This window comes from Bowdeniella massiliensis (genome assembly GCF_023634005.1).
Taxonomy (GTDB): Bacteria; Actinomycetota; Actinomycetes; order Actinomycetales; family Actinomycetaceae; genus Bowdeniella; species Bowdeniella massiliensis.
The window spans coordinates 30668-51392 of sequence record NZ_JALIQR010000001.1 but is presented as its reverse complement, the minus strand read 5'-3'; the positions used below and the strand labels follow the sequence as shown (position 1 = coordinate 51392).

Sequence of the window (20725 nt, the reverse complement as noted above, 5' to 3'; positions counted from 1 at the left end):
AAATGACCACCGCACGCGGCACGTCCGCCCTCCTAGCCGGACTATTCCTCGCCTACATACTCATCAACGGGATCGTGCGCGACTACGCGCCCGGCACCCTCCTAGGCCTCATCCTCGGCGCGGCATGGCTGCACTGGTCACTGAGCGGTGATGACGAATGACACGCCCGTTCAGTTTCGCCGTCCGATTCCCCATCATCGACGACTCGCTCACCCTGGCCGAGCTGCGCGCCGAGGCCAGCGCCGAGCTAATTCGTCGCGCACACTCGCACGGATTCGCCCTGACCGCGCCGCCCATCATTAGCCACCACCCCAAGCAGCGCGAACTGCACACACTCGCACCCATACACATACCCGGTGGCATCACCGCCACCGACCACAACCTCATCAAGGAGGGCTCCACATGGCTAAAGGCCTGAAATTCTACGAAAAATCGCACCGATACAAGCTCGACGGCCAATGGGTGCCCGGCGTCACCACCATCATCGGCGTGCTAGACAAGCCCGCGATCCCCAAATGGGCCGCTAAATCGGTCGCCGAGCACGTTGCCGCCAACCCCGACGACATCGAGCGTCTGCGACAAATGGGCGAGCGCGCCGTCATCGCCGCACTCAAAGAGATTCCCTGGTCGCAGCGTGACGAAGCGGCGCGACGCGGTACCGAGGTTCACGACCTGGCCGAACGCTACCTACAGGGCGAGAAGATCGAAGTCCCCGAAGCGATCGCCGGACACGTCGAGTCCTGCGCCCAATTCATCGAGGACTACAACATCCAGCCCGTCCTCGTCGAAGCCGCGGTTGCCTCCCGCGAACACCAGTACGCCGGCAAGCTCGACCTCATCGCCGACCACAACCGCGGGCCGCGCGCGATCTTCGATTGGAAAACCACCAAGAGCGGCATCTACAAAGAAACCGCATTCCAAACCAACGCCTACGCCTTCGCCGAATTCCACGGCCAGAACGGCGACGAGCACCCCATGAGCGAGCTCGGTATCGAGGCCGCCTACGGCGTATGGCTCCGACCCGACGGATATGACGTCTACCCCCTGAAGTTCGGGCAGGACGTGTTCAACGAATTCACCGCGATCCGTCGCGTCTACGACATCAACAAACGCGCCAACGGTGATTGGCGCACCCCAGGAAGCGGATACGTCGGCGTATCCCAACAGCAGGAGATTTTCTAATGACCGAACTAACCACATGGACCAACGACGACGCGGGCCAGGCGCTCGCGCACATCCAAGACCGCGCTATCGAACGCCTAGGCGACTGGGCGCGATCAGCAGACGCCGCCTTTGAGGTGGCCCAAAAACTCGTGCAATCGAGCTTCGTGCCCGCCGCGTTCAAGGGCAAACCCGTTGAGGCCACCGCCGCGATCCTCTCCGGCCTCGAGGTGGGGCTACAGCCCATGGCCGCGCTGCGCTCGTTCGATGTCATCCAGGGTGTCGCCGCCCCTCGAGCTGTCACACTGCGCGCTATCGTCCAGTCTGCCGGCCACCACATTGAGCTTGTTGAATCCAATGCGACTCGCTGCAAGATGCGTGGCCGCCGCGCTAGCAGCTCGAGCTGGCAGACCGTCACGTGGACGATCGACCGCGCCAAGCAGCTCGGCCTGACCGGCAAGGACAACTGGCGCAAACAGCCCGCCGCGATGCTCGTTGCACGCGCCACCTCCGAAATCTGCCGCCTCATCGCCGCCGACGCAATCCTGGGCATCGCATACACCGCCGAAGAGGTACGCGACGGCGCGACCGAGGCCGACGCAACCCCCGTCGAACCAGAGGCCCCCGTGCGCACCATGCAGCGCACCCCGCGCCCCGAGCCCCAACCGGCAGAAGTCGTCGAAGACGTCGAGATCATCGATGACGAACCCGCCGAAGAGCCCGAGCCCACACCGGCCACACAGCGCCAGATCACTGCCGTCAACGCCGGAATGACCTCAATGGGGCTGAAGGAGCGGTCCGAGAAGCTCGCGTGGTTGACCGCCACCCTCGACCGCGAGATCACGTCCTCTAAGGACCTCACGAAGGAAGAAGCCGCGTTCGTGATCGACGGACTGAACTCACAGGAGCCCCAGTCATGACTAGCCGCGACGAATTCCTCGCCGTCGTCCAGGAGGCGTACGGCCTCGGTGCGCGCACCCTCGTAGACAAGGCTATCGACGCGTGGGACAACGCACTCGACGGCGACGAGCTGCGCAAACATTTCGGACTCAAACCGAAGCCCGAACCCACACCCGGCCTCTACCTCGCACGCCCGCGACTGTCTGGCGACGACTGCCAACCCACCCTCGTACAGGTCGGAGGAATCGCGATGCTGAACGCCGACGGCGACATCACCGAACCCCTGCGCGTGTACTCGTTCGGCGGCACCGCCGAGGGACTGCCCCTCGACCGCTGGACCGACTACCAGCCCGTAACCCTCGTACCCACCGGCCCCGTCAACCCCGAGTTAGTACAGGAGGCAGGACTATGAGTTACGCTGCGCTACTTGAGCGACGCCGCCGCACAGTCGCCGCCACTGACATCCATATCGACGACTCGATGCTGCACGAGTCCCTAAAACCATTCCAGCGCGACATTGTGAAATGGGCCGTCAAAGGCCGCCGACGCGCAATATGGGCCGACACGGGCCTCGGCAAGACGCGAATGCAAATCGAATGGTGCCGGTTGAGCGCCCAAACATCGCTCATCATCGCGCCACTAGCGGTCTGCGCTCAAACCATCCGAGAGGCCGCGAACATCGGCGTGACTTGCCGCTACGCCAAGCACGGCAGCGACGTGACCGGCCCCGGGCTCTGGATCACAAACTACGAGCGCGTGGACGGATTCGACCCCGCCACGTTTGGCGCAGTCTGCCTGGACGAGTCCTCGATCCTGAAGGCCAGCGACGGCAAGACCCGCACCAAGCTCATCACGATGTTCCGTGACGTTCCAGCGCGCCTCGCATGCACGGCCACACCCGGCCCAAACGACCCAGAAGAGCTCACAAACCACGCCGAGTTTTTGGGGCACATGACGCGCGCGAACATGCTCGCAGCGTACTTCGTTCACGACCAGGACGGATGGCGACTCAAGGGCCACGCCATCCAGCCAATGGTCGCGTGGATGAACTCGTGGGCGATAGCCGTGAGATACCCGTCCGACCTGGGAGACAGCGACGACGGATACCAGCTGATTCCGCCCCGAATCACACCCCAAATCGTGCACGCGGAAGTGTCCGCACCCGAGGGCGAGCTGTTCGCAGCGACCGTCGGCGGGGTGGCGGGACGATCCCGAGTGCGGCGCGAGACACTACCCGCCCGAGTCCAGCGCGCAGTCGAACTCATCGCGAGCGAACCGGACGAGCCATGGGTGATCTGGTGCGGCCTAAATGACGAAGCCGACGAAATCGCTGCCCGAATCGAGGGCGCAGTAAATGTCCACGGATCAATGTCTGCCGACGAAAAAGCGCAACGGCTACTCGACTTTGCGGACGGAAAAATTCGCGTCCTCGTCACCAAACCGTCCATGGCCGCTTTCGGCCTGAACTGGCAGCACTGCGCGCGCATGATCTTCCTCGGAATGAACGACTCCTATGAAGCTTTCTATCAGTGCATTAGACGATGCCACAGATTCGGGCAGCGCCGCGAAGTGAACGTGCATATCGTCATTAGCGCTCTCGAACAGGAAATCGCGCTCAATGTCGCAGAAAAAGAACGACGCGCAAATCGCCTAATCCAATCAATGATCGACCAGAGGAAAAACCATGATTAACCACAACGACGACGACTATGTGACCGACGAGGCCCGTGGCGAGAACTGGGAATTCTGGCTCGGAGACTCCGCTGAACGAATGACCGAAATACCATCCGAAACCGTTCATCTGTCCGTATACTCGCCGCCGTTCCAGTCTCTTTATACATACAGCCCATCGCCCCGCGATATGGGCAACAGCCTGGACCGGAGCGACTTCTTCGAGCAGTACGGCTACATCATCCGCGAAAACCTCCGCATCACTGTCCCTGGTGGTATCGCGTGTGTTCACGTGCAGCAAACTTCGACCACGAAAGCCACCCACGGCGTGATCGGGCTAACCGACTTCCGGGGCGACGTTATTCGCGCATATATCGACGCCGGATGGATATATCACGGCGAAGTGACCGTGGACAAAGACCCACAAGCGCAGGCAATCCGCACCAAGGCGCACGCGCTCATGTTTGTGACAAAAAACAAGGATTCTTCGAAATCCCGTCCAGCAATGGCCGACTACCTACTGATATTCAAGAAACCCGGCGAGCGCCCCGAACCGGTCAAGACCGACGTGACGAACGAGGAATGGATCCTCTACGCGCACCCCGTCTGGTATGACATTCGCGAATCAAACACTCTCAACGCACGCATCGCCCGCGAAGATGAGGATGAACGTCACCTCACCCCGCTGCAGCTCGACTTTATTGAGCGATGCATCCGGCTGTGGAGCAATCGCGGCGACACCGTGTTTACGGCGTTTGGTGGCGTCGGATCTGAACTGTACGTAGCGGTGCAGCAGGGCCGCCGCGCGCTCGGAATCGAGCTCAAGCAATCCTACTGGGCCACTGGGTGCCGATACCTGCGCGAGCTCGAAGCCGAGATGTCCACTCCAGACCTATTTTCCGACCTGGAGGTATCAAAATGACCACTCCGCCACGCACCCGCACGAGCGACCCGTGGACCTCGCACGCCGCCGAGACCACGCTCGACATGCCACGCTCGCACCGCCTCGTCCTCGCCGCATTCCGCGACCACGCACTCACGCTCACCGGACTCGCGGAGACCGCACAATGATCACCATCGGCTCACTATTCACGGGATACGGGGGCCTCGACCACGCCGTCCAAGCGGCGCTCGCGGACACATCCCGCGTCGCGTGGACCAGCGATATCGAGCCCGGCCCTGCCCGCATCATCGCACACCATCATCCGGACATCCCAAACCTGGGCGATGTCACCCGCATCGACTGGCACAACGTGGAGCCAGTGGACGTCATCACAGGCGGCTCACCCTGCCAGGACCTATCACACGCTGGCCGACGTGCCGGAATGCGGGCAGGCACCCGATCCGGGCTGTGGGCCGCGATGTGTGACGCAATCGAAACCATCCGCCCCCGCCTCGTCGTATGGGAAAACGTCCAAGGAGCACTAAGTGCAACAGCCGATAGCGCTATGGGACCCTGCCGTCTCGGCCTGGGTTGCGAATCCGACGTGTCTTTGCGGGCGCTCGGTCGCGTACTCGGAGATCTTACCGAAATCGGGTACGACGCGGGCTGGACGACTCTACGAGCATCCAGTATCGGAGCACCCCACTCTCGCGCCCGAATCTTCGTCCTCGCCTATCCTGCACACACCGAGAGCAACGCGTGGCGGCTCATCAACGGAGAACCTAGCGATGCTCGCGACTCCGACAGCCAGGGACGGGGATCCGCGGGGCAGCCAACCCCCGGACAGGCGACACGCGGGTGGGCATCAGCCGCCCCTCGCGGACATCATCGAGCACTTGTAACGCTGCCGTCGCCGCGCGCCTCGGACTCCGTCAAGGGTGGACCGAACCAGCGTGGCTCCAGAGGCGACCTGGCCCTGCCCGCCGCTGTGCACCATCACCTGCCGACCCCAAAAGCGGGCGACGCAGACATGGGTCTACCGCGCACGACCGGACGCCCACCAGAACGCTCCACCCACCTCGCGACACGCCTGCACTACACGGATTACGGCATCTACGGGCCCGCACTCGCCCGCTGGGAGGCCATCCTCGGCAGGCCAGCACCCGCCCACGTGGAGCCCAACAAGAACGGCACCCTGCAACTCGCGCCCCGATTCGTGGAATGGATGATGGGCCTACCCGCAGGGCACGTCACCGACGTGCCGGGCCTATCCCGCGCGGAGCAACTGCGCGCCCTCGGTAACGGTGTCGTCCCCCAACAGGCCGAGGCTGCGATCCGCGAGATCGCGGCCATGATCACCGGACTGGCGGAAACAGCATGACCACCAGCGACTACCTGCGCCCTCGTGCCCGCGTCGCATGGCTCGACACCACCTGCGACTACTGCGGCGGCCCCATCCCCCGAGGCGCGCCCTACACCGAAAACTCGCGCGCCGTCGCCGCCGACGAAACCCGATTCTGGATCGAACACTACGCGCACTGCGGGCACTGCGGAGGCGACGCAGCGTGAAGAGCACAACCATTTTCGTTGGCGGAACCCCCATCCCCCAAGGCTCACTCACCATCTACGGACGCGGCCAATATGCGCACACGCAGCCCGGCCTCGCCGCCTGGCGCGACCGCGTACGTTACTGCACCCTCGACGCACTACGCAGAAACGGCTGGACACTCCCGTACGACGGCCCCGTAGCCGTCAGCGTCACCTTCCACCTCCCGCGCCCCAAGAGCGTCAAACGGCCCTGGCCGAGCGTCAAACCCGACCTCGACAAACTCCAGCGCGCCATTGGCGACGCCTTAGCGCCCCGCACCGGCCCGAAAATCCTCACCGAGGACTCCCGAATCATCGAATGGCATAGCTACAAGCGGTACGCCGAGGGTGAGCCGGGAGTACTCATCACCATTTCCCAACTCGACTAAGGACACGACATGGACCTCGACAAGATCAACGAAACCATCGAACGCGAGTGGATCGCCGCCGACGCAGAGATATTCAACCGCATACGCCAGACCGAGAATTCGGCCCTAATCAATCTGTATCTCAGCCAAATGGAAACCCTGCGAAATTTCCGCGACCGGCTATATGAAGAATTCAGCTAACACAGCACCTCGCACCAATAGCAGAAAGGAGAGAATATGCGCATCCGAGCTACTAAACCAGAATTCTGGCGATCAAAAACAATCGCATCTGTGGACTGGGAAGCACGCCTCGTTCTCAAAGGCCTCGAATCCTATGTGGACGATAACGGTGTGGGCCGCGATGACGTCGCCCTCATCATCGGTGATGTGTTCTCTCGCGACATGCTCGCGAACCCTCGCGAGACCGTCGCGAAGGTGTCCGAAGCTCTACGAAGCCTTTCGAAGGCCGGTTTGATACACCGATACACCCGCGAAGGCCGCGACCTCATCTACATCTCCAACTGGGAGAACATCCAACGCATCGATAAGCCTGCGAAGGGGCGTTTGCCGCGGCCTGACGGCACTTTCGAGTACAACGAATCAATTATTCGCGAGACCGTCGCGAAGCCTCGCGAGAGTGTCGCGCCTGGAACAGGGGAACAGGGGAACAGGGGAACAGGGGAACAGGGGCAAGCGCGCGCGGACGCTGACGCGCCGAAGCGCAACCCCGAGACCCGCGCCCACACCATCCCAAACGACTGGGAGCCCACCGAGAAGCACCTCGAACGAGCTAAGCGGGACCAGCTCAACCTCAGCACCGAGGCCGAGCGATTCACCAATAACGCAAAAGCCAAAGGACTGAAATTCAAGGATTGGAACGCCGCGTTTAATAACTGGCTCATCAAAGCCGTCGAATTCCGCGACCGCGATAATCCCAAGACCGTATCCGCCGACCTGACTCCCGAACAGGTCATGAACGCACACATGTACCGATGAACGATATTGCAGCAGCGGAACAAGCCGTTATCGGTGCAGGGCTTATCAACCCCGGCGTGCTCCGGCTCGTGGCCGATACGATCGCGCCCGGAGACTTCCTCGACCCGCGACTCGGCAAGGCCTACGAGCTCATGCAGGACGCGCGCGTCAAGCGCCGCCCCATCGACGAGTTGACGATCGCGGCAGAGATGAAAGCCCAACGGTTCATCATCGACCCGGTGCTGTTGTTCGACTGCCGACAGAACACGCCCGCCGCGTCGAATATCGCGCACTACGGGCAGATCGTGGCGGAGGCTGCGGGCAGGAGACGCCTCCAGGACTTCGCAGAACGCGCCAGGACGCTCGCAAACAGTTCAGATGCACTCCCGGGCATTATGACCGACGTTAGGGCGCTGTGGGAGCAGCTAGGCACCAAATCGGGCGGGCGTATCGACGCGCCCCTCCTGCGAGACATCCTCGACGGCCCCGACGATTACGACTGGATCATTCCCAACCTGCTCGAAAAACGAGACCGGCTCGTCATCACGGGCGGCGAAGGTGCCGGAAAATCGTTTTTCGTCCAGCAGCTCGCGATCTGCGCAGCCGCCGGCATCCACCCCACGACGTTCGACCCGGTACCGCCCGTGCGAGTGCTTGTGATCGACGCGGAGAACAGCGAAATGCAGTGGCGTCGCAGGGTGCGTCCGCTCGTTATCCAGGCGACACGCGCAGGCCAGGTGGACCCGTCCACCACACTGCGCCTCGCATGTGTGCCGCGACTGAACATCACGAGCGAAAAAGACCTCGCATCGGTGCATAACCTCATCGAGGAGCACCAGCCGGAGATCCTCGTGATCGGGCCGCTGTACCGGCTGCTGCCGCGCGCGATCCAGTCCGACGATGATACCGCGCCGTTGATTAACGCGCTCGACTCGCTGCGAGCTCGTGGCCCGGCGCTCGTGATGGAAGCGCACGCCGGCCACGCCAAGGACGGTGCAGGCGAGCGCGACCTGCGGCCCCGCGGTTCCTCGGCGCTCATGGCCTGGCCCGAGTTCGGGCTAGGCCTGCGACTCATCCCGCCCCGTGACGACTACGACACCGAGATTCGCGCGCAGCTCGTGCGTTGGCGTGGCGATCGGGACCAGCGCGCCTGGCCGATCACCCTCAAACGTGGCGGGCGTTGGCCGTGGTCCGACGACGACCCGGCAGCGACGCGCCGCATGTACGAAACGAAATTCACCTACCAGCAATCCGAAGGGAAATCAGCATGATCACCATCCAAGCAACCGGCCACGCAGCCGCCGACGCTGAACTCAAGTTCACGTCGAGCGGGAAACCCGTCCTGAACGCCCGCATCGGCGTCACCAACCGCAAGAAGGACGGCGACAACTGGATCGACGACGGCGCACCCATGTTCGTCGGTATCTCGATCTGGGGTCCCATGGCCGAACTGCTCGCAGAAAAGAACGCGATCCGCAAAGGCTCGCGCGTGACGTTCAGCGGCAAACTCACGCGCCGCACCTACCAACGTCAGGACGGCAGCGAGGGCGAAACCCTCGAAGTCCGCTCCGTTGACGCGATCGGCGTCGAACCACCCCGCGAACAGAACTACCAGCCCCAACAATCCGCCTGGGATACCCCCAGCGAACCCCCGTTCTAGGAGGAAACATGATGAAACTCAACGAGGCAGCGCTCGAAGTCGCCGCGCAAGTGGACTGGAAGGGCTCGGGCCACCAGGGGCATTTTCGGGGAGAAGCAGTAGACCCGGACTACTGGCCGTGCCACGCCTCCCGGATCGTCACCGCCTACCTGGAAGCGCTCAACGGCGAGGGCCTGGCTGATCTGTACGACTACTGGTGCGAGCGCGTGGAAGCGTTGCCGGTACCGGACGAGGTTCGCAAGGGCGACACATTCGCCTGGCAAGGCGGGTTTGGAGAGTGGACCGCACTAGTGGCCGACTGGGGCTGGAAGCACACCGCAAACCTTCGCGTCCTGCGCCGCGCCCACATTGAGCCCAGGCAGTGGGCAGTCGGTGACCTCGTGGACGAAACCCGCGACCTGCCAGACCGCACCGTCGTGCGCGACGAGGGGGGAGATATCGCGGAGTACATCGCGGCGCACGACGAGGCTGACATGTTCTACATCACCGGGGCCACGGGTGCCGTCAACCTCGACATCCTGAACAGCCCCCGCATCATCTGGCTACCCGAAACCGAGGACGAGTCATGAGCCACGAAACCTACGGCCACATCGAGTGCAAACTGTCTATCGAAATCGCTGGAAACAGGATCGATCTCGGCTACGTCCAGGTGCCTGTCACGGGATTCCCTGAGGGACATTCCTTGAGACTCCGGGCCAACCTCGGCGAGGTGCGCGACTGCATCCAGGAGGCTTTCAGCCAATCCAGGCCCACCAGCGAGAAGGACGAATCATGAACACGCCACGCCGATACCGGAAAAAGCCCATCGAGATTGAAGCAGCAAAGTTCGAGGGCACCAACCCCGAGCTTCACAGCATCTACATGTGGATTGAGAAAAACACGCTCGGCACGTTCGAGGCACTCTCCCGGATTGAGGGCGAGAAACCATGGCCCGCGAGTGGTGTCAGCATCGACCCAGCGAGCGGACGCATGATCATCGCAACCCTGGAAGGCGGCATGTACGTCGAACTCGGCGACTACGTGATTCGCGGGGTCAAGGGTGAGTTCTACCCCTGCAAGCCCGACATCTTTGAAGCCACCTACGAAGAAGTGGATGACAAATCGTGAGACGCCCAATTTCTGTGGGCCAAATGAACGCACTCCTAGCCCATCTGCCAACGGACCTCACTTGCGCCCAGCTTAACAAGATCCTCATAGCGGTAGGGGTCGTCGTGGAACTTGCTCATGACGAGGGCTGGCGGGCCGGAAAGACCGAGAGCATCCTGTTCCACCGTGCCGCATATCTCAACCAACACACCGAGACCCAACAGGAGGACGAATCATGATCACCGACGACGAACTGGACGAGATCCAAGCCCGCGCCGACGCAGCGACACCCGGCCCGTGGGTGGCAATAGGCAACAGTGTCGCCCAAGAGGTCAACCAGTGCACATGCGCGGGCCACATCCCCTGCTACGGGCATGAACCGTACTGCGGCCTTGAAGGGCCGGTCATTCTCCAGGCATACCCGACAGACGCGACCTTCGCGGCGCACGCGCGCACAGACGTGCCGCGCCTCACCGCCGAAATCCGGCGGTTGCGCGAGATGTATCTCCGTAGGCAAATGCTCGGCCTCGAACAGGGCTCAAACATCGAGGTCCTGACACGCGAGCAGGCAGAGACCCGCCGCGCCGCGATCCTGCAATCCATCCCCGACGAAGCCGCATTCCGGCAGCAGGGCGAAAACTTCCAACTCAACAGCGAGGACCTCGCGAAATACCAACAACTCTGCAACCTCGAATGGCTGCTAACAGAGCGGGAGGAATCGTGATCACCGCCGACGAGTTGGACGAGCTCCAGAAAATGAAGCGAGAGCTTAGAGAGTTGCACGGTATCGACATCGGACTCTCAACACTCCAAGCCATGGCGCGCTCGACAATCAGCCCTATCGAACTCCGAGGCATCACCACACGAAGCACGGCGCTCCCCAAGCCGGGGCTGTTGACCATCTTCGCCGCGGCGTTACTGCGGCCCGTTTGGTACATCTTCCGGGCAGTCAAGTTCGTCCGCCGACTGCATGCCAAAGCCAAACTGTCGCCTAACCGAAGGGGGCGGGAATGAGTCCCCAGCTACTGCGCGAAACCAAGCCAACGGCACGCAAGCTGCACCGGTGCTCAATGTGCCACGGTCGCATCGAGGTAGGAGAGGAGTACTACCGCCAAACACTCAAATATGACGACATTTACGACTGGTTAGAGTGCCAGGCCTGCACGGATGACATCATCGCCAGTCGCGTCTACCACGACACCCTCTACGTGGACGAGGGCATCACCGCGGAAGCCGCATACGAGTGGGCCCGCACCACCGTCGTCGAATCAGACGAGGCCGACAAGGCAGGCGAGAAATACCAGATCTCTTGCCGCTACCTCGCCCGCGCCCACGACACCACGCCCGACAATCTCAAGGACATCCTGTGAACCGGACCATCAGAATCCTACTCGAATACGAGGTGCTCCCAGACGCGATAAACGCGGCAGTTGACCACCGTCGATATCGCGAGCCCGAGATACTCCAAACCTTCCGAGACGCCTCCCGACTAGAGCCAGATCCCCCGACGATCAGCATGGAGCCCGCACCGCTCCTGACCAGCGACGCTGTCTCGGACGCGGTCACCCGCGCCCACAATCTCTTCCATCCACGAAAGCGCCCATCATGAACGACCAATACACCTTCGAATTCCTATACGCCGAAAGCACCGAACCCACAGCCATGGACTGGCTCATGGCCACACCCATCACCATCACCGCTGCCACCAAGACAGAAGCCCTCACCAAAGCCGCCACCGCACTCGACCTCAACCCCAATACCGCCACCCCACAGTTCCGACTCAAGAACATGAAGGACCTCACGTGACCACACCCGACGAATCGGCGGCGCTCGCGGACATCGCGCACGAGCTGCGTACCGCGAACATCCTGACCTACCTCACCTGGAAACCCGACCCCGACAGTCTCCGGGATCTCGCCCACCTGAACGCCCTCGTCCAGCGCCGCCTCGGACTCGAACCCGGCATGGACCGCCATGAGTGATCTCGACTACCGGCCCAGCCCCGAAGAGGGCGCCGCCTATGAGGCGTTAGAGAACGCGATCCGTGCCTATGCGCGCATCACCCAAAGTGTCCTGCCCGCACACTGGGCACTTGTCGTTGGCGGCCCCCAAATCAACAACGACGACCCACCCGACTTGTGGCTCTACGCAGCTCGCATGCAACCGCTTTACGTCACCCATGGGCTCCTGTTATCGGCGACGAACTCCAACTGGACCGATAACCTCACCGACGACGATGACGAGCTATGACGACAGTTCACGTCTACCCCAAAAATGACGTCATCGACCACAACACCGACAGCGATGACTGCATCTGTGGGCCCGCCATCGAACCCGTGCCCCGCGATGACGGTTCGATGGGATGGCTCATCACCCATCACTCCCTGGACGGACGCGAGAACCGTGAGCCGTCCGAGTAAACCAAAGCCCCGGACCGGGGAGGAGGTGAGCCCAACCCAGTCCGGGGCTACAACAGCCCGACACCTATCCGTTACGAGGGAAAGCGACCTGACGGCCACTGTTCGATATCGAACCACTGCAAAACCAGGATAACAGAACCAAACCCAATCAGACGGATATGATTGAACCACCGGAATCAGCCACCACTAACTGATCAACCGGAACCGCCCGGAGAGGAACCCCCATGGCGAACAGTCGCACCACCACCGTCGGATACGTCATCGACCCCTCACACGCCTACCTCTTCATCCGCATCGCTGACGACCTTGAACGCTACATGCCCGAACTCACCGCCATCGCCCACAAACACATCACCCGCGCACGCCCCGACGAACTCAAAACCCGCACCAACACCCAACCCCTACCACTCGACCCGCAGGCGCTCACAGAGGCCGACGAAATTCGGGACACAGTCTATGCGTGGCTGTTCGCGTTAGCGCAGACCGAGGGCCGCCGAATCAACTGGTACCAGGCATCCTGGACAGCCGTCGCCGAGTATGTGCGAGAACGCGTCCAACACCTGCTGCGGTGGGAAGAATCGCCCGCGATGCTCGACGAACTCGCTGATGCGTGCAGGCGCGCTGAACGCCTCATCGACGGCCCACAACCGCACCCGCTCGTCGGCCCCTGCCCAGCCTGCAACCGAGCCGTCTATGCACCGGCGCACGTGCCCGAACCCAAGTGCCGGCACTGCGGCGAGACCCTCGACCGCGCCGAACGATTAGAAACCATGCGCGTCCGCGCCTCCCAACTATGGCTACCGCGCGCAAAAGCACTCCACCTCACAGCCACCATCACCGGGCAGCGCATCAAACCCGACACGCTCACCAAATGGGCGCAGCGCCATATCGTGCGCACCCGGCCAGGACCGACCTACTGCATCGCCGATATCCTGCATCGCATCCAGAACCCGCCCGCGAACCTTCACAAGTCGAACACGCGCACGCCTAAAGTCGACAAAACCTAAACTGTCCACCTATCATCAGATAAGGTGGAGTCCATCGCATACGATAGTTGCATGAAGCACTCCACTTTATTCATGTCCGCAGCCCTCGCCCTCACCCTCGCCGCGTGCACCAACAACGACGCAACCGCACCCGCCGAAACCACCACACCCCCAAGCCAGACCGCGAGCGCCGAAACCACCGCCACAGCGGAGCCGAGCGAAACCGAAGAATCGACCGAGATGGCTGAACCTGGCGCACCAAAATACGAAATGATCGGCAACTACATGGCGATCCCCAAAGGCGACGCTGCTGAATGGGACACCACCATGTACGACATCGAAGACAAGCACATCACCAAAACCACGGTGAAGAACGCCGAATGCGGACTCGAACAACTCCCGCCCGAACTCTTCGACGAAGCCATGGACGACGAAGGCAACATCGGCGGACCAATGATCGTTGAACCCAACGGCGGCAACACCTTCTGCCTCATCACCCTCGCCGTCGAGAACATTGGCGACACTCCGGCCACATGGTATGGACAGACCGGCAACGCCCTCACAGCAGATGGTAAAGAGTTCGCTCCCGCCCCCGAAGACGCCGACATCAACTACGACATCGAGCGGCATGCCGGAGAACAGCGCCTCAACCCCGGCCAGACCCTCAACGTCACCCGGGTTATCCAAGTGCCCAGGGGCACCGAGGTCACTCATATCCTCTACCCCGAAGCCTCCCTCAACTGGGAACCCGTCTATGCTCTAGCCCTCAACTAATCGCCAGCGGGAGGTGCTGATCATTGGCGTCCTCCCGCACTGGCACCTCGACCTGGATCAAGGTCTCCAAGCAAGCACTGCGTCTCGCGCGAACACAAGGACTCATTCGCTGCCCAATCTGCGGCGTCGAACTGAACTGGTCACAGTCACGGACACCGTCAAGTCCCGAGGCAGACCACCTAGTGCCCTATGCGCTAGGCGGCAGCGACACCCTAGATAACCTCCAGGTCATATGCCGTCGATGCAACCAATCAAAAGGCGCAAGATCAGCACCTAAACCTCGCGTCGTGCAAGACCATGCGCCACTCGTGACATCGCGGCGCTGGTGAGCCAGCCCGCGAGCGCCAGCGGACTCGAAATCAAGGACCGCCGCCCGCAAGGGAGGGGGAAGGCCCCTACCCGTGACTGGATAGCTCCCCTCCGGCGTATAGCGAAATATCCCCCCGCCGTTTTTTGTCAGGCTTCGCCCTCTTGTTTTGTGTTTCGGTAGATCGCGGTCAGGTGTTGGCGGCTGAGTCCTGTGGCGTTGGAAATGTCGAACCATGTGATGCCTGCGTCGCGTGCGGCGATGATGTTTCTATCGCGTTCAGCCTTGATTGCGTCTAGGCGTTTTTCGTAGCGTTCGGTGGCCTGCCGAAGTTGGCGGAGCGTCTCTAATGCCGGGTGTAAGTCCACTTTGCATCCTTCCTCGTCTCGTGTAAACTGAGTTTACATAAGGAGGTGGGCTAATGCCAACCATCATCAAGGGGCAGCCGCCCTCAACTGAGATCCGCGCGAAACTCGCTGCGGAGAAGAAACCCGTCCTGGTGTCGTTCAGCCTCGGCAAGGATGCAATCGCCACTGAACTCGCGCTGCGTGAAGCTGGGGTTGAAACACAGCTTGTTTTCCTCTATCTAATTCCCGGCCTACAGTTCGTTGAAGATGGGCGTAAGCGTCTCGAAGATCAACTGGGCAAGGAAATCAAGCAGTACCCGCACCCGTCACTATGGCGGTGGTTGAACAACTTTGTTTTTCAGCCGCCAGAGCGCCTCGCGATTATTGAAGCCGCGCAGATGCCGACCCCGACATATCAGCAGATGTGGAAGCTCATCAAAAAAGACCTTGGTGTACCGGCCAAAACCTGGGTTGCTGATGGGGTGCGCGCCGCGGATTCAATCGTAAGGCGGGCCTCGTTCTCTCGTCATGGCGCGATGAAAGTGGATTCCCGGAAAGTGTCGCCGATTGCCGACTGGCTCAAAGCGGAAGTCATGGGCATCATTGAGCGGCACCAGGTGGATCTGCCGATCGATTACGAGTGGTTCAAGCGCTCGTTTGATGGCATCGACTACCGGTTCCTTGCTCCCCTCAAAGAGCATGCCCCCGCAGATTACCAGCGAGTCTTGGACTGGTTTCCCCTCGCTGAACTAGAAATCATGCGCCACGAAATGAGGGAATCAGCATGAGCTTGAACTTTGGGAAAAAGCCGTCGTTTGGCGGCAAGAGACACCAGATGAACTTCCATCAGGCCGAAGATCCGCTCGCCAAGGTGGAGTACACCGGGGATCTGGAGGCAGATGCTAGCGCTGAACTCAGCGCTATGGAGGTCGCCTACCGGGAGCGTTCCAAGCAGGAAGCAAAGCGATTTAAAGACGCGACTGATTCCGAATTTTGGGTGGCGCTATGTTTCCGTACCCGCGAAGACAAAGAGGCATTCCTGCAGGAATTTGGGCTAATTGATCTGGGTGACAAGTACATGGAAGGACACAAGGTAGCGGATCGATTGAAGAAGAAGGGAAGCGGTGATGCGTAGGTCGTAGCGGCGCTATGTCGATGGCGGAATCGCCGCACTTGAGGGCTACGTCAACATGGTAGGTCTGAGTTCTCGCCGAAGCCGGACTGCTGGCACCGCCCAGCGCTCCAGCAGCAGCGGATCTGCCTAAGAATCACACAAGAAGGAAGGAGGAGAAGGATGCGTGGAGCATTAGGCCGTATCGCGGGCGCTGTCCGCGGTGGCTTGAACCGAATCCGGAACGCAGTCTCGGCCCGCCGAGGAAGGACATCCGGGTCATAGGAACCCGTAGGAAGGAAGGGACCTCATGGTTGACCAACCCGTCCTCCCGGAAGACATGGACTGGCCAGAAATCACGGTTGAGTGGTGGAAGGCCCTCGGCACACTCCCGAATGCCGAGAACTTCACCCAAATGCAGTGGCTGTATCTCATGGATACAGCCCTTTTGCATGCCGCCGTGTGGTCAGGTGACTTCTCACGTCATGGCGAACTAGGTAAACGTCTCGAAGCATTCGGAGTGACACCGAAGGCCATGGGGGCACTCACAAAGTCAGCTGCAAAGAGTCGCCCTTCCGTGCAGGAACAACGAGAGTCACGTCAGATAGCCGAGAACGCGCAGCCCGCGAACGTGTCGCCATTGGACGCGGCCCGTGAACGGAAACGCCGGCGACAGGAAGAAGTCTCATAACTCAATAGGGCGAGGTGGTGGCACGTGCTCAAAGGCAGCCAGGACGCGCGCTACTACCTCGGCCCACACATCGCCGGAATGACCGAAGAAGTCGGCGAATCCATCATCGATTTCGGTATTGAGCACCGCTATTTCCTGGACCCATGGCAGGAAAAAGGTGTCCTATTGTGGACCAGGGTCACTCCCGAAGGCCGCTGGGTAGCCAAAACATGGGTGGGAACCGCGGCCCGGCAGAACGGCAAAAACGGTTCCCTCGAGGTCGTCGAAGCCTACATGATGGCCGTTCTCGGCCTGAAAATCCTGCATACCTCCCACCGGCTGAAGACCTCGCGGGCCGGGTTCAAACGCCTCGAACGATTCTTCGGGAAACAGAAAGACGATCCAGCCGCCCTTAACCCGGACCTCAACGACATGGTCGTCGAATTCCGGAAAGCCAACGGGCAAGAAGAAATCCTGCTCAACAACGGGGGCCGGATCGTGATCGGTACCCGATCCTCAGGTGCAGGCCGTGGTGAAACCTTCGATGTCCTCGTCGTTGATGAGGCCCAAGAATACGAACCCGAAGAACAAGAAGCCCTCGAACCCACGATCTCTGCCGCCCCCTCGGGTGACCCCGTCGTGATCTTCCTCGGCACGCCACCAGCCGCCATCAGTGAGAAGGGCGCGCCCTTCGTCAAGGTCCGTAACCAAGCCGTGACCGGTAAAGCGAAATCGACCGCATATTTTGAGCACTCCGCACCCGGAGAAGTCGACAAAATGCGGGAACAAGAACTCGAGGCGTTCGTACGCGACCGCACGAACTGGCAGTCCGCTAACCCTGCACTCGGTATCCGGATCTCCGAAACCACCATTGAAGGCGAACTCGACCGAATGTCGCCCCGCTCCTTCGCCCGCGAACGCCTCAACATGTGGCCTACACCCGTCGATGACACCACCAAAGCGATCGACAAGAAACTGTGGAAGAAGCGCGCACTCAAGAACCCATCCAGCGAGTGGCCGCTCGCCGCGATCGGGCTAGATATGAACCCGGAACGCTCCAAGGTCACGATCGCGATGGCCGTCTACTCCGATACCGGCGTACATGTCGAGCTCGCCGCTAACGCCCCCTTCAACGATGAAGGCACCGAAGCACTCGTCGAATGGGTCATGAAAAGGGCCCGCCGCCGTATCCCAATCGTCATTGACTCCTTCTCCCCAGCGCGCTCGTTCGAACCCTATTTCAAACGAAAGAAAGCCAAACTCTTCATCCTGCAGACCTCCGAGTTCGGGCAAGCCTGCATGGGCCTGTACGACGGCATCAAAGAAGGCACCGTCACGCACTTCAACCAGACGACACTCAACCTGTCGGCAGACGGAGCCACCAAGGACGCCATGGGCAAAGGCGGCGCCTGGAAATTCGCGCGCCAAAACCTCGATGTCGAACTCCAACCCATCATCGCCGTTGCCTGCGCCAGGTTCGGCGCGATCAAGTTCAATTCGCCTCCAAAATCTGGCGGCACGAAACCTCGACCCAATCATGCATTCGTTTAGGAAGGCGGTGACCACGTGACGCAAGAACTCGCCGGAGCTGAAGCTACGATCTTCCACAAACTGACGCGCCAGATCGCTTCCCACCGCCGCCGCAACCTCAACCTGTCCCTGTACGCGGACGCGAAGAAACGTATCGATAACACGATGATGTCCATCCCGAAATCGATGATGGACCTCGCTGTCGTGATCGGTTGGCCCGAGAAAGCTGTCGCCACCCCGGCACGGTGGATTAAACCGACTGGATACCGGCAAGTTGGTGACGGCACTATCGCCAGCGACATCAGCGTCGCTGTCAACGATGACCGTGTCCCTATCCTGGACAAAATGGCCACTCGCTCCAGCCTCCGGCACGGCTGCGCATTCATGTTCATCACCAAGGGCGACACCGCCGCCGGTGAACCTGAGGTCATCTACTCCGCGAAATCCGCGCTCGAAGCCACTGCGACCATGAACATGCGCACCATGCGAGTGGACGCGTCCCTGGAAGTCGTTGATAAGAAGCACTGGGTGCTCTACCTCGGCGATCGTGCCCTGGAAATCGAGTCCATTGGCACGTCCTTGTATGTCACGCGCGAAACCCGCACCAAGAGCCCGAACCCGTGCGTCCTGTACCGGTGGGACCCGACCTTAGAGCAGCCATTTGGACGTTCCCGCATCAACGACGTCGTTCTGGGACTGACCGAGCTCGCGGTACGTACCATCCTGCGTCTGGAAGTGCATGGCGAAGCGTACGCGATGCCCCGCCGCGCACTCATGGGCGCGCACGAAGCAGCCTTCACCGACAAGAACGGTGAACCCATCGACCCGCTGTCCATTCTCGCCACCGCCGTGTGGGGAATCCCCGACTTCTTTGATGAAGAAACCGGCGAATGGCGAGAGCCCCGCCTTGAGCAACTCACCCAAGGCTCGATGGAACCCCACATCGCGGCCCTACGCGCACTCTCGGGACTGTACGCCTCCGAAACCCACCTCCCGAAGTCCCTCGTCGGACTCCACACCGAGAACCCGGCCTCCGCCGAAGCGATCAACCTCGAATCCGCGCCGCTGGCCGACATCGTCTCCGACATGCTGCCCTACTATTCGCAGGCGCGCCGAGAGCTTGCCTACCACACGATGGCCATCCTCCACGGAGACACCCAGACCCTACGCAACGAGATGCGCAAGGTCCGGGCCACGTTCGAAGCCCCCGGCATGAACTCCGTTGCACAACAAATGGACATGGCCCTCAAACTCGGGGCGGCCCTCGAATGGGCCAAAGACACCGACACCTTCATCGACATCCTGCCCATCCAGGAAGCCCAAAAGGAACAACTCCGGAACGCGCGCGAACGCCAAACCGCCACCAACATCGCCCGCGACCTCATCAACGCGATCAACCGCAACACACCCCAACCCCCACCCGCCGCGACTGAACCCGCCCAAATCGAGGCCTAACCCATGGCGCTCGCGGACGAACTCATCGCGGAATACACGAAAGGGACGGACACGCTCGCGGATCTCGCCGATAAAGAGATCACGGCGTTTTTCGCGCAGCTCGACCTGACCAACCCTGCGGCGTGCCGTGAAGGCATCCAACGCGCCATGTACTACTGGGTGTCGAATTATGGGAAGGTCGCTGCCGAGCTCGCCGCCCAGTTCTATGAGGCCGCCGGCGGTAACCCCGCCGACCTCGCCACCGTCATTAACCCGCAACAGTTGCGGCGCGCTACGAACTACGCCACCCGGCATCTCTACAGCGAGGACCCGAAGAAGGCGCTCGCGAGTGTCACGCAGTTGGCGGACAAGTCGATTCGGCAGTTTGGTCGCGACACGATTGCTCGGAACTCGGTCCGTGACCGGGTCAGGTGGGCGCGGGTACCGTCCCTTTCCACGGGGAAGGCGTGCGCGTTTTGCATCATGCTCGCCTCCCGCGGCTCGATCTATGCGACGCAAGATAAAGCGCTGCAAGCCCAGGACGGGACGAGATACCACGGCGGGTGCCGGTGCCGTGCCATCCCGATCGGCCTGTTCCAGGCCTACCCCGAGGGTTACGACCCGGACTTCATGTACGAGGAGATCTACCTCAAGGCCCGCAAGACGTTGTCGGGTAAGGAAGCCTCCGATCCGAAGAAGATCCTCGCGGTCATGCGTCAGCAGTCCTCCGAATTCGTCGAGGAAGGCCACCACGACGATCTAGAATCCGCGGCATAACCGCGGCCCTCAGACTTCCGTGCCGAAAGGGCACGGCAAGACAACCACCACCTCCGCCCGAAATGGGCACCCGCGTAC

The 20725-nt window shown here is 61.3% G+C and carries 36 protein-coding genes and 1 pseudogene; 36 read left to right on the top strand and 1 reads right to left on the bottom strand.

Features of this window, described 5'->3' with window-relative positions:
• Nucleotides 1-2: 2 nt before the first annotated feature.
• The 30 genes and pseudogenes from MUN85_RS00375 (at nucleotide 3) to MUN85_RS12985 (ending at nucleotide 14800) form a co-directional block, all read left to right on the top strand.
• Nucleotides 3-161 carry a hypothetical protein gene (locus MUN85_RS00375; RefSeq protein WP_250504881.1) on the top strand — a complete coding sequence of 53 codons (159 nt, stop codon included), beginning with the start codon at nucleotides 3-5 and terminating at the stop codon, nucleotides 159-161.
• Complete coding sequence (locus MUN85_RS00370; RefSeq protein ID WP_250504880.1) at nucleotides 158-418, top strand: hypothetical protein; 261 nt, start codon at nucleotides 158-160, stop codon at nucleotides 416-418. Before MUN85_RS00375 ends, MUN85_RS00370 begins: the two co-directional genes overlap by 4 nt.
• Nucleotides 403-1182: a PD-(D/E)XK nuclease family protein gene (locus tag MUN85_RS00365; protein ID WP_250504879.1), complete on the top strand. Its 780-nt coding sequence runs from the start codon at nucleotides 403-405 to the stop codon at nucleotides 1180-1182. The genes MUN85_RS00370 and MUN85_RS00365 overlap by 16 nt, the downstream gene beginning before the upstream one ends.
• Nucleotides 1182-2081: a hypothetical protein gene (locus MUN85_RS00360; RefSeq protein ID WP_250504878.1), complete on the top strand. Its 900-nt coding sequence runs from the start codon at nucleotides 1182-1184 to the stop codon at nucleotides 2079-2081. Before MUN85_RS00365 ends, MUN85_RS00360 begins: the two co-directional genes overlap by 1 nt.
• The gene (locus MUN85_RS00355; RefSeq protein WP_250504877.1) at nucleotides 2078-2473 is read left to right on the top strand and encodes a hypothetical protein; all 396 of its coding nucleotides are present in this window, start codon (nucleotides 2078-2080) and stop codon (nucleotides 2471-2473) included. The genes MUN85_RS00360 and MUN85_RS00355 overlap by 4 nt, the downstream gene beginning before the upstream one ends.
• Nucleotides 2470-3753 (top strand): helicase-related protein, encoded by a 1284-nt coding sequence (locus MUN85_RS00350; RefSeq protein WP_250504876.1) that lies wholly within the window; start codon nucleotides 2470-2472, stop codon nucleotides 3751-3753. Before MUN85_RS00355 ends, MUN85_RS00350 begins: the two co-directional genes overlap by 4 nt.
• Entirely contained in the window at nucleotides 3746-4654 is a 909-nt protein-coding gene (locus MUN85_RS00345; protein WP_250504875.1) for a DNA-methyltransferase, read from the top strand. The genes MUN85_RS00350 and MUN85_RS00345 overlap by 8 nt, the downstream gene beginning before the upstream one ends.
• Complete coding sequence (locus tag MUN85_RS00340; protein WP_250504874.1) at nucleotides 4651-4803, top strand: hypothetical protein; 153 nt, start codon at nucleotides 4651-4653, stop codon at nucleotides 4801-4803. Before MUN85_RS00345 ends, MUN85_RS00340 begins: the two co-directional genes overlap by 4 nt.
• Nucleotides 4800-5360 (top strand): annotated as a pseudogene (locus MUN85_RS00335) (DNA cytosine methyltransferase); the annotation flags it as partial. The gene MUN85_RS00340 and the pseudogene MUN85_RS00335, both read left to right, overlap by 4 nt.
• Nucleotides 5361-5645: 285 nt before the next feature.
• On the top strand, nucleotides 5646-5996 hold the full coding sequence (locus MUN85_RS00330) for a hypothetical protein (RefSeq protein WP_250505021.1): 351 nt from the start codon (nucleotides 5646-5648) through the stop codon (nucleotides 5994-5996).
• A complete protein-coding gene (locus MUN85_RS00325; protein WP_250504873.1) occupies nucleotides 5993-6184 on the top strand; it encodes a hypothetical protein in 192 nt (63 codons plus the stop codon). Before MUN85_RS00330 ends, MUN85_RS00325 begins: the two co-directional genes overlap by 4 nt.
• Nucleotides 6181-6591: a RusA family crossover junction endodeoxyribonuclease gene (locus tag MUN85_RS00320; protein ID WP_250504872.1), complete on the top strand. Its 411-nt coding sequence runs from the start codon at nucleotides 6181-6183 to the stop codon at nucleotides 6589-6591. Before MUN85_RS00325 ends, MUN85_RS00320 begins: the two co-directional genes overlap by 4 nt.
• Before the next feature lie 9 nt (nucleotides 6592-6600).
• On the top strand, nucleotides 6601-6771 hold the full coding sequence (locus MUN85_RS00315) for a hypothetical protein (RefSeq protein WP_250504871.1): 171 nt from the start codon (nucleotides 6601-6603) through the stop codon (nucleotides 6769-6771).
• A 90-nt stretch (nucleotides 6772-6861) separates the two neighbouring features.
• Nucleotides 6862-7566, top strand: coding sequence for a hypothetical protein (locus tag MUN85_RS00310; protein ID WP_250504870.1), 705 nt, complete (start codon nucleotides 6862-6864; stop codon nucleotides 7564-7566).
• A complete protein-coding gene (locus MUN85_RS00305) occupies nucleotides 7563-8816 on the top strand; it encodes an AAA family ATPase (protein ID WP_250504869.1) in 1254 nt (417 codons plus the stop codon). Before MUN85_RS00310 ends, MUN85_RS00305 begins: the two co-directional genes overlap by 4 nt.
• Nucleotides 8813-9205, top strand: coding sequence for a single-stranded DNA-binding protein (locus MUN85_RS00300; RefSeq protein ID WP_250504868.1), 393 nt, complete (start codon nucleotides 8813-8815; stop codon nucleotides 9203-9205). The genes MUN85_RS00305 and MUN85_RS00300 overlap by 4 nt, the downstream gene beginning before the upstream one ends.
• Nucleotides 9206-9213: 8 nt before the next feature.
• Complete coding sequence (locus tag MUN85_RS00295; RefSeq protein WP_250504867.1) at nucleotides 9214-9774, top strand: hypothetical protein; 561 nt, start codon at nucleotides 9214-9216, stop codon at nucleotides 9772-9774.
• Nucleotides 9771-9980, top strand: a complete 210-nt coding sequence (locus tag MUN85_RS00290) for a hypothetical protein (RefSeq protein WP_250504866.1) — start codon at nucleotides 9771-9773, stop codon at nucleotides 9978-9980. The genes MUN85_RS00295 and MUN85_RS00290 overlap by 4 nt, the downstream gene beginning before the upstream one ends.
• Nucleotides 9977-10312 carry a hypothetical protein gene (locus MUN85_RS00285; RefSeq protein WP_250504865.1) on the top strand — a complete coding sequence of 112 codons (336 nt, stop codon included), beginning with the start codon at nucleotides 9977-9979 and terminating at the stop codon, nucleotides 10310-10312. Before MUN85_RS00290 ends, MUN85_RS00285 begins: the two co-directional genes overlap by 4 nt.
• Before the next feature lie 23 nt (nucleotides 10313-10335).
• Complete coding sequence (locus MUN85_RS00280) at nucleotides 10336-10530, top strand: hypothetical protein (RefSeq protein ID WP_250504864.1); 195 nt, start codon at nucleotides 10336-10338, stop codon at nucleotides 10528-10530.
• On the top strand, nucleotides 10527-11015 hold the full coding sequence (locus MUN85_RS00275) for a hypothetical protein (RefSeq protein WP_250504863.1): 489 nt from the start codon (nucleotides 10527-10529) through the stop codon (nucleotides 11013-11015). The genes MUN85_RS00280 and MUN85_RS00275 overlap by 4 nt, the downstream gene beginning before the upstream one ends.
• The gene (locus MUN85_RS00270) at nucleotides 11012-11305 is read left to right on the top strand and encodes a hypothetical protein (RefSeq protein WP_250504862.1); all 294 of its coding nucleotides are present in this window, start codon (nucleotides 11012-11014) and stop codon (nucleotides 11303-11305) included. The genes MUN85_RS00275 and MUN85_RS00270 overlap by 4 nt, the downstream gene beginning before the upstream one ends.
• A complete protein-coding gene (locus MUN85_RS00265; protein WP_250504861.1) occupies nucleotides 11302-11661 on the top strand; it encodes a hypothetical protein in 360 nt (119 codons plus the stop codon). The genes MUN85_RS00270 and MUN85_RS00265 overlap by 4 nt, the downstream gene beginning before the upstream one ends.
• Before the next feature lie 235 nt (nucleotides 11662-11896).
• Nucleotides 11897-12097 (top strand): hypothetical protein, encoded by a 201-nt coding sequence (locus tag MUN85_RS00260; RefSeq protein ID WP_250504860.1) that lies wholly within the window; start codon nucleotides 11897-11899, stop codon nucleotides 12095-12097.
• The gene (locus MUN85_RS00255) at nucleotides 12094-12273 is read left to right on the top strand and encodes a hypothetical protein (protein ID WP_250504859.1); all 180 of its coding nucleotides are present in this window, start codon (nucleotides 12094-12096) and stop codon (nucleotides 12271-12273) included. The genes MUN85_RS00260 and MUN85_RS00255 overlap by 4 nt, the downstream gene beginning before the upstream one ends.
• On the top strand, nucleotides 12266-12541 hold the full coding sequence (locus tag MUN85_RS00250) for a DUF7213 family protein (protein ID WP_250504858.1): 276 nt from the start codon (nucleotides 12266-12268) through the stop codon (nucleotides 12539-12541). Before MUN85_RS00255 ends, MUN85_RS00250 begins: the two co-directional genes overlap by 8 nt.
• Nucleotides 12538-12711: a hypothetical protein gene (locus tag MUN85_RS00245; protein WP_250504857.1), complete on the top strand. Its 174-nt coding sequence runs from the start codon at nucleotides 12538-12540 to the stop codon at nucleotides 12709-12711. The genes MUN85_RS00250 and MUN85_RS00245 overlap by 4 nt, the downstream gene beginning before the upstream one ends.
• 224 nt (nucleotides 12712-12935) lie before the next feature.
• Entirely contained in the window at nucleotides 12936-13718 is a 783-nt protein-coding gene (locus MUN85_RS00240) for a hypothetical protein (protein ID WP_250504856.1), read from the top strand.
• A 51-nt stretch (nucleotides 13719-13769) separates the two neighbouring features.
• Nucleotides 13770-14471, top strand: coding sequence for a DUF4352 domain-containing protein (locus MUN85_RS00235; RefSeq protein ID WP_250504855.1), 702 nt, complete (start codon nucleotides 13770-13772; stop codon nucleotides 14469-14471).
• Nucleotides 14472-14494: 23 nt separating this feature from the next.
• Nucleotides 14495-14800, top strand: a complete 306-nt coding sequence (locus MUN85_RS12985; protein ID WP_431603527.1) for an HNH endonuclease — start codon at nucleotides 14495-14497, stop codon at nucleotides 14798-14800.
• Nucleotides 14801-14927: 127 nt separating this feature from the next.
• On the opposite strand, the gene MUN85_RS00230 is transcribed toward MUN85_RS12985, so the two are convergent.
• Nucleotides 14928-15146: a hypothetical protein gene (locus MUN85_RS00230; protein ID WP_250504854.1), complete on the bottom strand. Its 219-nt coding sequence runs from the start codon at nucleotides 15144-15146 to the stop codon at nucleotides 14928-14930.
• 53 nt (nucleotides 15147-15199) lie between these two features.
• On the opposite strand from MUN85_RS00230, the gene MUN85_RS00225 reads away from it, so the two are divergent.
• From MUN85_RS00225 to MUN85_RS00200, 6 genes are all read left to right on the top strand, one after another.
• On the top strand, nucleotides 15200-15913 hold the full coding sequence (locus MUN85_RS00225; RefSeq protein ID WP_250504853.1) for an adenine nucleotide alpha hydrolase family protein: 714 nt from the start codon (nucleotides 15200-15202) through the stop codon (nucleotides 15911-15913).
• Entirely contained in the window at nucleotides 15910-16260 is a 351-nt protein-coding gene (locus tag MUN85_RS00220; RefSeq protein ID WP_250504852.1) for a hypothetical protein, read from the top strand. Before MUN85_RS00225 ends, MUN85_RS00220 begins: the two co-directional genes overlap by 4 nt.
• Before the next feature lie 286 nt (nucleotides 16261-16546).
• A complete protein-coding gene (locus MUN85_RS00215; RefSeq protein WP_250504851.1) occupies nucleotides 16547-16927 on the top strand; it encodes a phage terminase small subunit in 381 nt (126 codons plus the stop codon).
• A 24-nt stretch (nucleotides 16928-16951) separates the two neighbouring features.
• A complete protein-coding gene (locus MUN85_RS00210; RefSeq protein ID WP_250504850.1) occupies nucleotides 16952-18457 on the top strand; it encodes a hypothetical protein in 1506 nt (501 codons plus the stop codon).
• Between the two features lie 15 nt (nucleotides 18458-18472).
• Nucleotides 18473-19891, top strand: coding sequence for a hypothetical protein (locus tag MUN85_RS00205; RefSeq protein WP_250504849.1), 1419 nt, complete (start codon nucleotides 18473-18475; stop codon nucleotides 19889-19891).
• Between the two features lie 3 nt (nucleotides 19892-19894).
• Complete coding sequence (locus MUN85_RS00200) at nucleotides 19895-20647, top strand: VG15 protein (RefSeq protein ID WP_250504848.1); 753 nt, start codon at nucleotides 19895-19897, stop codon at nucleotides 20645-20647.
• The last annotated feature ends 78 nt before the right edge of the window (nucleotides 20648-20725 follow it).